We start from the raw sequence: 13221 nt of genomic DNA on the forward strand, positions 1-13221 counted from the left end.
GTTTAAGAGTTGAGTTTAAGAGTTGAGTTTAAGAGTTGAGTTTAAGAGTTGAGTTTAAGAGTTGAGTTTAAGAGTTGAGTTTAAGAGTTGAGTTTAACTTCTATTCAATCTCTTAGTAAACTCAAATTACATAAAGGCTAGTAGTACTCAGAAGTAGAAATCAGAAGTAGAAATCAGAAGTAGAAATCAGAAGTAGAAATCAGAAGTAGAAATCAGAAGGTAAGAGCGTATAATTTGAACTGATAGTTAATTTAACATAACGCAATTTTTGTGTGAGACAAATCCCTAAACCTTAATTTGGTTCTATTTTTATAAAAGCAGTTTAAATTATTAATTTAACAATATTTACAACAAAATTTCCTATACCTTCATCGAATTTAGAACAGATACCTGGCTATCTTTAACAAGTGAAGTTCAAAAGTTCATTTTTTTTTCTTTATGGAGACTTTATTTCATTACATTTTAATTGCTGACTTTGCATTGAATATTAAAAAGTATGATGTGTTCTTTAATTAATTGGATATTTAACTAATTTGTGCTTGAAGGAAAACGTCCTATACGTTAAGTTGCATTTTGAGGTAACTAATGAGGAATGAGATATGAAACCTTGGAGTCCAGACAGTTGGAGAGACTTTCCAATTGTTCAACAACCAGAATACCCGGATAAAGTTAAATTAAATAACATTGAGTCAGAATTAAACGCAGCTCCACCACTTGTTTTTGCTGAAGAGACTAGGAGCCTGTATAAAAGCCTTTCTGATGTTTGTGAAGGTAAAGCATTTCTCCTCCAAGGAGGTGACTGTGCAGAGTCTTTTTCTGATTTCAGCGCGACGAATATTAGAGACACATTCAAAACTTTGCTTCAAATGGCAGTTGTTTTAACGTATGGCGGGAAGTGTCCTGTTGTTAAGATTGCGCGAATGGCCGGCCAGTATGCAAAGCCGAGATCATCAGATTATGAAACCATCAACGGTGTATCATTACCTTCTTACCGTGGCGATATTATCAATAGCTTCGAGTTTACTGAAGACGCTCGAATACCAGATCCTGCACGTTTGATGAAAGCATATCATCATAGTGCATCTACGCTAAACTTATTGCGCGCGTTTGCCCAAGGTGGCTTGGCTGATTTACACCAGGTGAGCCGTTGGAACATGAGTTTCGTTGCAGCGAACCCACTCAGAGATAAGTTCCAACAAATGGCAAATCGTATTCAAGATGCCCTGGAGTTTATGGAAGTTTGTGGCATTGATGCTACAGTGGCACCTAGCTTAAAAGAGACTCATCTATATACTTCTCACGAAGCACTGCTTCTGGGTTATGAGCAAGCATTAACGAGAAGAGACCATTTAACAGGTGACTGGTATGATTGTTCAGCTCATTTTGTTTGGATAGGTGAAAGGACAAGACAGTTAGATCATGCTCATATTGAGTTTTTTAGAGGTATTAAAAACCCAATTGGAGTTAAAGTAGGTCCAGGCATGCAACCTGACGACTTAATTAGACTCATTGATGCGCTTAACCCAGATAATATCCCTGGTCGTTTGACTTTAATTACAAGAATGGGTGCGGATGTATTACCTGAGAAACTGCCTGCGCTAGTTCAGAAAGTGAAAAGCGAAGGCCGCAATGTGGTTTGGACATCTGACCCAATGCACGGCAATACCGAAAAAGCGAGTACTGGATACAAGACCCGTAGCTTCAATAATATATTGCGTGAGATTAGTCAGTTCTTTGCCGTACACAAAGCTGAAGGTTCATACCCTGGTGGTGTACATCTTGAAATGACTGGTCAACACGTAACAGAATGTATTGGCGGTGCTTACGGCCTCTCAGACGAAGACTTAGCGCAGCGATACAGAACACAGTGTGATCCAAGGCTTAACGCTGACCAAGTACTTGAGCTTGGTTTCTTAGTTGCTGATTTGTTGAAAGATGCACGAGATAGAGTGTAACAAAACATAGAGGCCGCTTTCGCGGCCTTTTTAATATTTATGCCTAGATAATCCAGCTTCTGCGATTATTTTCGCAGAAATCTCTTCTACAGAAAACTTTGTTGAGTTCAGATAAGGTGTACGATGTTTTTTAAATAACATCTCGACTTCTCTGACTTCAATACGACATTGCCTGATAGATGCATATTTTGAGTTTGCCATTCGCTCTTGCCTAATAGATGCAAGCCTTTCAGGGTCAATGGTCAACCCAAAAAGCTTACTTTTGTGTTCTATTAGAAATTTGGGTAAATTTCCTTTTTCTAAATCATCTTCTGTAATGGGGTAGTTTGCAGCCTTGATACCATACTGCAACGCTAAGTATAAGCTTGTAGGGGTTTTGCCACTACGACTAACGCCAACCAAAATGATGTCAGCTTCATCATAGTCTTTAATATTCGCTCCATCATCGTTTGCGAGTGCGTAGTTAACTGCTGATATCCTAAAGTCATAAGTCTTCTCATGAATGCTATGCGTTCTGTGAACCTTAGGTACAGGTTTAACTTTTAATTCTCGCTTTACTATCTCGCTGGCGTATGACAAAAAGTCGTAACATACGCCTTTCGAAGATGAAATAATATCGGACAATTCTGGATTAACAAAAGTAAAGAACACAAGAGGTGGCTCTCCACTTTTTTCTGCAAGTTTATCAATCGTCGATTTTACAGCGTTTGCTTTCTCGACTGTTTCTATGAATGGCAATGTCTTATGGTCGAACTCTACAGGGAACATAGAGAGAGTAGCGTGGCCAAAAACCTCTGCTGTAATAGCGGTGCCATCTGAAATATAAAATGCTGTTCTCATTTTAACCTTTTCATTACTTTTTTAGTATTTTTTCAAGTCTTGGTTTACGCGGCTATACTTACCGTTGTAGAATGCCTTCGACCTAAAGGAAGGTCAAACAATCTCTCACATTTATTACAATTTGTTTTTGGAGACAGTTCCGTGCAAGACTACGTTCTCTGGTATCAAGAATTGGGTATGCATGACGTACCTCGAGTTGGTGGTAAAAACGCTTCTCTTGGTGAAATGATATCTAACCTTGCTAACGCTGGTGTACAAGTGCCAGGTGGATTCGCAACTACCGCTGACGCGTTCAATGAGTTTCTTGAGCAATCAGGACTTAATGAAAAAATCCACACCATTTTAGACACCCTAGATGTTGACGACGTCAACGAGCTGGCAAAAGTAGGAAGCCAGATCAGACAGTGGGTAATCGACACTCCTTTCCAACCAGAATTAGATAAAGCCATTCGTGAAGCGTACCAATCCCTCCACGGCGAAGATAGCAACGACGTTTCATTCGCAGTACGCTCGTCTGCAACAGCAGAAGACATGCCAGATGCATCATTTGCAGGCCAGCAAGAAACTTTCCTGAATGTTCGTGGTGTCGATGCCGTAATGGTTGCGATAAAACATGTGTTTGCATCCCTGTTCAATGACCGTGCAATTTCATATCGTGTACACCAAGGTTATGATCATCGCGGCGTGGCACTTTCTGCCGGTATTCAAAGAATGGTTCGTTCAGATAAAGCGTCTTCTGGTGTTATGTTCTCTATCGATACAGAATCAGGATTTGAAGATGTTGTGTTCGTAACTTCAAGTTACGGACTTGGTGAAATGGTTGTTCAAGGTGCCGTGAATCCTGATGAGTTTTACGTGCATAAGCCTACGCTAGCGAAAGGCAACCCTGCCGTAGTTAGAAGAAATATTGGCTCAAAAGCAATTCAAATGATTTATTCAAGTGATGAATCACATGGCAAGCAAGTTGAAATTGTTGACATGGATCCAGCACTATCAAATAAATTCTCAATTTCAGATGAAGAAGTTCAAGAGTTAGCAAAACAAGCTGTCATTATTGAAAAACACTACGGACGTCCAATGGACATCGAGTGGGCAAAAGATGGTAATGACGGAAAGCTCTATATTGTACAGGCCAGACCTGAGACAGTGAGATCGAATGAAGATGCTAATGTCATGGAGCGCTTCCAACTGCAAGAAAAATCAAACGTGGTTTGTGAAGGCAGAGCGATTGGCCATAAGATTGGCACTGGCGTAGTCCGTGTTCTAACTTCGATTGATGAAATGGACAAAGTACAACAAGGCGATGTACTTGTTACTGATATGACAGACCCAGATTGGGAGCCTATTATGAAAAGGGCTTCTGCTATCGTTACTAACCGTGGTGGAAGAACTTGTCACGCTGCCATTATTGCACGTGAACTGGGTATTCCTGCAGTAGTTGGGTGTGGTAATGCAACAGACACTATCAAGCATGGTGATGCAGTGACTGTATCTTGTGCTGAAGGTGACACGGGTTATATATATAGTGGAGAACTTAAGTTCGAAGTGATTTCTTCACGTATTGATTCTATGCCAGACTTACCATTAAAAATCATGATGAACGTTGGTAACCCTGATAGAGCTTTTGACTTTGCAAAACTACCACATGCAGGTATTGGACTAGCGAGACTGGAATTTATCATCAATAGAATGATTGGTGTACATCCAAAAGCGCTTATCAATTTTGATACGCAATCTGAAGATCTTAAAGCTGAAATAAACGACATTATAGCTGGGTATGACTCACCGGTTGAGTTTTATATCGCTAAATTAGTTGAAGGAATTTCGACTCTAGGCGCAGCTTTCGCCCCTGAAAAGGTAATTGTTCGTATGTCTGACTTCAAGTCAAATGAATACGCAAACTTGATAGGCGGTCAGCAGTACGAACCGGAAGAAGAAAATCCAATGATTGGTTTCCGTGGTGCGTCTCGCTATATTTCTGAAGACTTCAGAGAATGCTTCGCTCTTGAATGTGAGGCAATTAAGCGCGTCAGAAATGAAATGGGTCTTACTAACGTAGAAATTATGATTCCGTTTGTAAGAACATTGGAAGAAGCAGCTAAAGTAATTGAACTGCTTGAAGAACACGGATTAAAGCGTGGTGAAAATGGGCTACGTGTCATTATGATGTGTGAGCTTCCATCAAATGCATTGTTAGCAGATGAGTTCTTAGAATACTTTGACGGCTTTTCAATCGGTTCAAATGATTTAACTCAACTTACACTTGGCTTGGATCGTGACTCTGGTCTCATTGCCCATTTGTTCGATGAAAGAAACCCTGCAATCAAGAAGTTATTATCGATGGCAATTAAAACGGCCAAAGAAAAAGGTAAGTATGTTGGTATTTGTGGTCAAGGCCCATCAGATCATGAAGACTTTGCAGCTTGGCTTGTAGAGCAGGGGATTGACACTGTTTCATTGAACCCTGACACAGTACTTGAAACGTGGCTATACTTGGCTGAGAAATTCAAGCACTAATTTAAAGTTAGCTAGCGTCAGGTTTTGCTTGACGCTACTATTTAATTTAGCAGTTTCACTTAGCAGTTTCACTTAGCAGTTTCACTTAGCAGTTTCACTTAGCAGTTTCACTTAGCAGTTTCACTTAGCAGTTTCACTTAGCAGTCCTGTTAAACACGCATTAAAACCCTTTTTAACATAATTAGACTATTCATAAAATCCAAACAGTATGATGTGTTCTTTCATCTAGAAAGGAGAGTCATGCGTAGTGATAACTCTAAGCGTTGTATTTTAATTATCTACAATCATAATTCTAAAAGGGTTAGGGCGCTGGGATTCCAATTGCTGAAGTTTTGATATAGAACTTTCAGACAATACATGTCCCTTTGGTAGCAACATTATACCCTGGGCACTATGCATTGCTAGACCAAGCTCCATACCTGGCTTAAGTTGTTGTGCAGTAAGAATACTCATGCTGCCAACTTTATCTGTTTCAACTTGCTCTTTAGACAAAACAGATAACAAAGCTTCGACTATTTTGGGATGATAAAAGCTTCCACCGTACATTTTTATAATTTCGAGTGCATTCTCTTTGCGTTCAGACATCGGCCTTTGGCTTTGATACAGATGGTCAATATAGTCTCGAGCAACTGCCAAAATTTGGGCACCAATTGGTATATCTTTGCCTTTAAGGCCCTTAGGTACACCTTGTCCATTGTATTTTTCAAACTGACTATAAATGGCTTCTGCCACATCGCTCAAATGCTGCGCTGGCATTAGCATCAACTGTGCAGTTGATGGGTGAGTTAAAAATACTTTTTTCTTTTCAGGGTCTAATTCATGAAATGGTTTAGAATACAAAGTTGGGTCCATCGCTAGTAACCCAACTTGAGAGAGGTAGCCAGCCATTCTCGTCATGTCAGCAACCTCAGAACTAAGGGATAAGGCCTTTGCTAGTTGAAAACACACCTTAGCAATATTTTTTGCTTTATCAGCATCAAGATACGGATTTGCATTAATAAAGTTATAAAGAAGTTCAACTGTACTTTTGTGCTCTTTTTTCTCATTTTCATTTGCTGCTTCTAACTGTTTTAGCACTTGTCTAATTTGAGTTGTACGCTTTTCAACAAGTGATTCAAGGTTAGTATTAAGCTCTTTAAGTTCTGTATTTTGAGCTTGTACTTTTTTCTGTAATTCATCATTCTGTTTTTTTAGTTTACTAAGTTCTGCAGCTTTGTTTACTTCCGTGATTAAGTGCTCATTCTTCCATGGTTTTTGAATGTAACCATGGATTCCACCGCCATTGATCGCGCTAATTGTATCTTCGATATCTGAGTAACCGGTTAAAAGAATTCTCCGAGAATCAGGTGAAATAGCCTTCACGCTTGTAAGAAACTCTGCGCCATCCATATTTGGCATTCTCATGTCAGAAATAATGACGTCAAAAGGAATTTCTCGAACTCGTTCTAGCGCTTCAACTCCTGATTCGAACAACTCCGCTTTGATGCCGTTTTGCCTGAGTAATCGACCAAGCGATTTCAACACACTTTGCTCATCATCAAGGCACAGAACTAATATCGGATCTTCACTCATAAACTTTTACAGCTCCGTCTAAAAATAGTTTTGTTTATAGTCTTAAAATTAGACTAAACTTTAATAAGAAACAACAAAATAGGTTCAATATAGATGATTGAGAAGGAAGTTAAGATTTTAATTATTGATGACGACAAACTCATGTTACGTGCATTGTCGAAAGCAGTAACGAGGGTTCTGTCTGTGTCTGAAATTGTAACCCTTAATGATCCTCTCCTTGTAGAAACTTATCTCTCTGAAGACAACGCAAATTTCGACTTAATAATAAGTGATTATCAAATGCCCAACTTGAATGGTAAAGAAGTGTTGACCATAGCGAGGCATCTCAGCCCAAAGTCTGTCCGAATTCTAATGTCAGGTGATGTCGGCGACATATCTTTCTCTGGGCAAGACATACCGACAAACCACTTAATGGAAAAACCTTTTAACAAAGACGAACTCGTTTTATTAAAAGAACTTATGAAAAGAGGGCAAAAGGTCGTTTTGAGTGAAGAGGAATCTGTTAACTTTGGATTGCTTCCATACTTCCCAACACCGAGTTACGAAATCTATTCAGCTCTCAACGACATAACTAACGCCAACGACCCACAACTTAAACTCCAACTCGACAAAGCTCGTGATATATTAACCAATGAAAACCAGTCTTATCATGCGAATCTATCATGCGACATGATGCATTGCGTTGCCATAGCATACTACTTGTCTTTGGAGTTAATCCACATAGTCGGTATTACACGTCAAAACGATGCGTTAACAAGCTATTTAACTTGGTCCAGTCAAGCGTATAGCGTGGCGAGTAGCAAAGGGCTCTCAAAAGAAATATGTGAGAACATATTTATGACTGTGTTTATCGGCTATATTCATTTTTTAATTAAGGAATATTTTTTAGTTAAGTCAGCGAATGACAAAGTTTTTGAACTTAATCTAAGTGACAAGTTTTTATTAATGTGGGGCATAAGTGAGCACTTAATTAACGAGCGAAACCGTATTCAAACTCAGTCAAGCAGTTGTATACAGGATACAATAACTCAGCTATTTTTAGCCCTAAGCCCAAACGTTAAAACACTTACATTAAGCTCACTGATCCGCGCCCAATCAAAAACGCCGCATTTAAATGTGATCGTAAAAGAAATGAAGGCAAAAAACCTAGTCTTGGAGGAGGTACAATGAAAGGCATAATCTTTAGATGTCTTGAGGAATTGGTTATCAATACAAAAGGCATGGATATTTGGGAGCAGTTATTAGAAGCACATTGCCCAGAAGACAGAGTGTATGTGAGTGCTCGATCATATCCTGATGAAGAGCTTGTCGGGTTAGCGACTAGTGTAGCTGAAGTATTGAACCTCTCCATGCCAGACACTTTAAAAGCTTTTGGCACATATTTATTTGGTTTTCTAGCCAAACGACACACCTCTATTGTCGAGGAGTTCAGTAGTTTTGAGCAATTGATCGTTTCAATAGACGACGTGATTCATAGCGAAGTAAAAAAATTATATGATGAACCAAATTTACCAACCATTGAAGCAGCGACGTATGATGAACACACTATCCATTTAACTTATCGTTCACCCCGAATGCTATGCTTTTGTGCTGAGGGGCTGATATATGGTTGTGCTGAACATTTCAATAAGAACATAAACATAGCGCACCCGAAATGTATGCACCATGGTGATAACGAGTGCCTTTTAATAATAACACATTCATAATATGCAAAATTACTACAAAGCTTATCTAAGAGAAAAAGCGGCAAGGGATGAAGTTGAGCTTCTTTTAGAAGAAAAGACCAGTAAACTTTATGCGCTTAACGTAGAGTTGGAAAAAAAACTTAACATCTTACAGCAACAACAGTTAGCCGTCGTTCAATCAGAAAAAATGGCAACATTGGGCACATTGTCGGCAGGAGTAGCACATGAAATAAATAACCCTCTGGCATATCTCACCTGCAATTTAGAAACACTCGCTCATTATAAAGACGATATCAACAGTTATTTGAGCCTTATGGTTAACTTCAGTGAGGGCGAAGTTACAGAACAACAACTTATAGCACAGCTTACTTCATTAAATGAAAAAGTGGATACACAAGAGCTCATTGAGGATTTGGCTGACATAGCAAACGACTGCCAGGAAGGTTGCGGAAGAATATCCGAGATTATCAAAAATCTATTAGATTTTGCTAAGCCAAAGCAAAGTGATGAAGCCATATTCGAAATAGGCGAAGTGCTACAGCACACGACAAAACTTTTAGAAAATAAACTGAAGCAAGTAACTATCAACATTTTATGTGCTGACGAGCTCATGATCAATGGCAGTAAATCAAGCATTACTCAAGCTTTCATAAATATTTTTGTCAACGCTGTACATGCATGTGACGAAGCGAAAGAGAAAGGTATCATCGATCACAGCAAATTAACGGTGACCGTTGAAGATTCAGGTCATGAATACGCCATCCTTTTCAAGGACAATGGAGTAGGCATACCAGAAAACGCGATTGAACATGTTTTTGAACCTTTTTATTCGACCAAACCCCTAGGAGAAGGGACGGGCATGGGGCTTGCGGTGGTGTATGGAATTTTGACCAATCATCATGGCAGCATTTCTCTTTCGAATAATGCTGACGGGGGTGTTACTACCCAAGTAATTCTGCCAAAAGCCAAGCTTTAACTTACCACCAAGAAGGCCTGGCGTATCCTTACGTTATACTTTAGTCTAAGCTCTGTACCCCTCAAATTTATATTCAAATTAGTTCCTTACTGATTCAAGTCAATGTTAGAAAAAATTTATTGATTAAATTATATAGCCATTAATTATATCTTATAACCACAATAAGTTTACGTGCGCGTCAACTTTCGGATAAGTTTAATTTATGTGAAAGTTTACATTTAGAACTAACTCAGGTACGAACTAGCACTAACCAACTGTTATATATGCAATAGTACGTTAATTTACCTATCAAAGAGATGAATTCGATTCATATATAGCCCGTAGGGTTAAATATAAATTTATTTCATTTCCACCTTGCAAAAGCACAACTTTAGTATTGGAAAGCACCAATCTATGTTTAAATTTTAAACAGAGACACATTGACGTGTTTAATTTCTATGTTAGGTTTATTTAACAAATGTTAATCACAATTAATGTAAAGGTTGGTGATAAGATGAAAATGAGAAATCATATTAAAAATGTGCTCAAGTTAAGTACGCTTGCAATTGCAATTAGCACAACGTATTCACACGCATATGACTGTACTGGATTGCCAGAATGGCAAGCGGGCAGTACCTATGTAGGTGGTAATAAAGTACAACAAACAAACGTTGCGTATGAAGCAAAGTGGTGGAACCGCTCAGAACCTGCAACGAATTCAGGTCCAAACCAGGAGTGGAAGAAGCTAGGTGATTGCGCCGGTGTAGGAACAAACAACCCACCAAGTATCAGTCAGTTAACACCACTTGAAGGTTCTCAATTTGACGAAAATGACAGCGTTGCCATTAGTGCAAAAGCGGTTGACGTTGACGGAAACGTAAGCAAAGTGGAATTCTTTGTTGACAATACATTAATCGCAACTGATACGACTGGCGTGGCAGATATGTTTGACGCCGTTTGGACTGCTGGTCAGCCTGGTGTCTATCAGTTAAGTGCAAAAGCATATGATGACAAAAATGAAGCTTCTCAAACAATTTCAAGTTCAATTACTGTTAGAACAGGAACACCCGTAAACGAAGCACCGACAGCCACGTTAAACATAAAATCGAAGCCTGTTGAGCTGATTATTGGTAGCAGTGTTGTGTTCTCATTATCCGGAAGTGATACTGATGGCTCGGTCTCTAAGCTAAGTTTTGCCGTAAACGGCGTTGAGGTTGTATCTACCAACGGCACAGCAACAGAGCATACTTGGGTCGCAGAGGCAGATGGCAATTACACATTTACGCTAACAGCGACAGACGATAAGAATGCGAGTACAAGCGTCAGCACGCAACTTACAGTAGGCGCACAAGTTCCTGGTGATAGAGATGCATGTAAACCTGCGGGGCTTTACCAAACACCGGGGGTCAACACACCTTATTGCACAATATACGATGCAAATGGTCGCGAAGAAATGGGCGCAGATCATCCAAGACGAGTGATTGGTTACTTTACAAGTTGGAGAAATGGTGCCAATGGCCAGCCGTCATACTTAGTTAATGACATTCCTTGGGATAAAATCACCCACATCAATTACGCTTTTGCACATGTTGACGCTGGAAATAAAGTATCTATTGGCGATCCAAACGCAGTTGGTAACCCAGCGACAAATATGGAGTGGCCTGGTGTTGCTGGTGCTGAACTTGACCCGACCTTACCGTACAAAGGGCACTTCAACTTACTCAACAAGTATAAAAAGCAATATCCTGATGTTAAAACATTAATCAGTGTTGGAGGCTGGGCTGAGACTGGTGGATTCTTCGGACCTGATGGTTCACGAGTCAACAGCGGTGGTTTCTACACAATGACCACAAACGCAGATGGGTCGATCAATAACGCTGGTATCGAAACGTTTGTCGCCAGCTCGGTTGACTTCATCAGAAAATATGGGTTCGACGGCGTTGACATTGACTATGAATACCCATCTTCGATGAAAGATTCTGGTCACCCAGATGACTTCCCTATCTCGAATGCGAGAAGAGCTGGACTTAACGCTTCTTACCAAGTGTTAATGAAACGATTACGTGAAGAATTGGACAAAGCAGGTGAGCTAGATGGGCAACATTATATGCTCACAATCGCGTCTCCTTCGTCAGGCTATCTACTGCGCGGTATGGAAACATTCCAAGTCACTGAATATCTTGATTACGTAAATATCATGTCTTACGACTTACATGGTGCATGGAACTCGCACGTTGGTCACAATGCCGCACTGTATGACACAGGAGAAGATTCAGAATTAAAAGCATGGAACGTTTATGGCACCAAAGAGTTTGAGGGCATCGGTTACCTTAACACAGACTGGGCGGTTAAATATTTCCAAGGTGGACTGTCTGCTGGGCGAATCAATATTGGTATTCCTTACTACACCCGAGGATTTAGAGATGTACAAGGCGGTACAAACGGCCTTTGGGGACAAGCACCACTGCCAAACCAAGCTGACTGCCCACCGGGAACTGGTTCTGGTGAGAAAAACAAATGTGGGAATGGCGCTGTAGGTATCGATAACCTTTGGCACGACAAAAATGATGTCGGATTAGAAGTACCTGCTGGTTCAAACCCATTATGGCATGCTAAAAACTTACAAAATGGTGTGTTACCGAGCTACCTTGCAGATTACGGACTGACACCAGATACAGATCCAGCTGATCAGCTAACAGGCATATATGCACGAAACTATGACTCGGTCGCTGTTGCACCTTGGTTATGGAACGCGCAAAAAAATGTGTTCATCTCAATTGAAGATGAAGAGTCCATGGGCACTAAAGTTGATTACGTAATCAACAAAGGACTTGGCGGGATCATGTTCTGGGAACTAGCAGGTGACTTCGATTACGATGCAGCCAAAGGTGAGTACTTTATGGGCTCCAGTATGACAACGCTGGCATACAACAAGTTCAAGCAATCTGGCGCACAATATGACGTACATCGTGGTGATGTTTCTTTCCAAGTACCAACGGAACAAGTGGATGTAACTTTCGCAGCGAAGAGCTTCCCGGTAGGAGATGATAACTACCCAATAGCACCAACGTTTGCATTTACAAATAATTCGAACATTGATTTATCTGGCGCAAAAATTTCATTTGATGTACCAGTGTCAACATCAGCAATATTTAAGTCTAATTGGAATGCACAAGAAAAGCTTGGCATGGCTGTAGATGTCAACAATTCTAACGCAGCAGGCAATAACATTGGTGGCTTTGACAATGATTTCCACAGATTCTCCATTACATTAAAAAATGAATGGGGTAACACACCAAAATCATTCGCACCAGGCGAAACAGTCAATGCACAAGTAATGTACTACATGCCTGTAACAGGTCCAGTTAACTTTACAGCCGAGAAAGATGGCAAACGCTACGCGTTTAAGTTCGAGTACCCTACGCTACCTGCAGCAACGCCGGGAGATGGTAATGGTGGTCCAGTTACACACTGTGAAGGCACACCGATTGCCGATATCTCAGTTTACCCGACATTCCCACGTGGCACTCATGCGGGTGCTGGTGACTTAATCATTGATGGTCAAGGTGTATACAAAGCCAAATGGTGGAGTAACAAACAGCCTTCAACCAGCGCTGATTACCAGAAAGTCTGTAGTTTATAAAACCCAACTAAGCGGGGATTAACCCCCGCTTGTATCTGACAAGCAGAAGTAGTC

Annotated in this window: 8 protein-coding genes; 6 read left to right on the top strand and 2 right to left on the bottom strand. The window is 40.2% G+C overall.

Annotation, left to right across the window (positions count from 1 at the left end; translation table 11 throughout):
• The first annotated feature begins 599 nt into the window (after window positions 1-599).
• Window positions 600-1955 (top strand): class II 3-deoxy-7-phosphoheptulonate synthase, encoded by a 1356-nt coding sequence (locus L1286_RS00005; RefSeq protein WP_235404837.1) that lies wholly within the window; start codon window positions 600-602, stop codon window positions 1953-1955.
• A 30-nt stretch (window positions 1956-1985) separates the two neighbouring features.
• Here L1286_RS00005 and ppsR read toward each other — a convergent pair whose 3' ends face one another.
• Window positions 1986-2795: a posphoenolpyruvate synthetase regulatory kinase/phosphorylase PpsR gene (gene ppsR / locus L1286_RS00010; RefSeq protein ID WP_235404838.1), complete on the bottom strand. Its 810-nt coding sequence runs from the start codon at window positions 2793-2795 to the stop codon at window positions 1986-1988.
• 141 nt (window positions 2796-2936) lie between these two features.
• Between ppsR and ppsA the strand changes: the two genes are divergently transcribed.
• Window positions 2937-5312 carry a phosphoenolpyruvate synthase gene (gene ppsA, locus L1286_RS00015; protein WP_235404839.1) on the top strand — a complete coding sequence of 792 codons (2376 nt, stop codon included), beginning with the start codon at window positions 2937-2939 and terminating at the stop codon, window positions 5310-5312.
• A gap of 270 nt (window positions 5313-5582) precedes the next feature.
• On the opposite strand, the gene L1286_RS00020 is transcribed toward ppsA, so the two are convergent.
• Window positions 5583-6884 (bottom strand): HD domain-containing phosphohydrolase, encoded by a 1302-nt coding sequence (locus tag L1286_RS00020; protein ID WP_235404840.1) that lies wholly within the window; start codon window positions 6882-6884, stop codon window positions 5583-5585.
• 93 nt (window positions 6885-6977) lie between these two features.
• On the opposite strand from L1286_RS00020, the gene L1286_RS00025 reads away from it, so the two are divergent.
• From L1286_RS00025 to L1286_RS00040, 4 genes are all read left to right on the top strand, one after another.
• Window positions 6978-8054 (top strand): response regulator, encoded by a 1077-nt coding sequence (locus L1286_RS00025; RefSeq protein ID WP_235404841.1) that lies wholly within the window; start codon window positions 6978-6980, stop codon window positions 8052-8054.
• Window positions 8051-8590 carry a heme NO-binding domain-containing protein gene (locus L1286_RS00030; protein WP_235404842.1) on the top strand — a complete coding sequence of 180 codons (540 nt, stop codon included), beginning with the start codon at window positions 8051-8053 and terminating at the stop codon, window positions 8588-8590. The genes L1286_RS00025 and L1286_RS00030 overlap by 4 nt, the downstream gene beginning before the upstream one ends.
• A 1-nt stretch (window position 8591) precedes the next feature.
• Window positions 8592-9545, top strand: a complete 954-nt coding sequence (locus tag L1286_RS00035) for a sensor histidine kinase (protein ID WP_235404843.1) — start codon at window positions 8592-8594, stop codon at window positions 9543-9545.
• Between the two features lie 493 nt (window positions 9546-10038).
• Window positions 10039-13167 (top strand): glycosyl hydrolase family 18 protein, encoded by a 3129-nt coding sequence (locus L1286_RS00040; RefSeq protein ID WP_235404844.1) that lies wholly within the window; start codon window positions 10039-10041, stop codon window positions 13165-13167.
• Window positions 13168-13221 lie beyond the last annotated feature (54 nt).

The sequence above is a fragment of the Pseudoalteromonas sp. SMS1 genome (assembly GCF_021530565.1).
Lineage (GTDB): Bacteria > Pseudomonadota > Gammaproteobacteria > Enterobacterales > Alteromonadaceae > Pseudoalteromonas.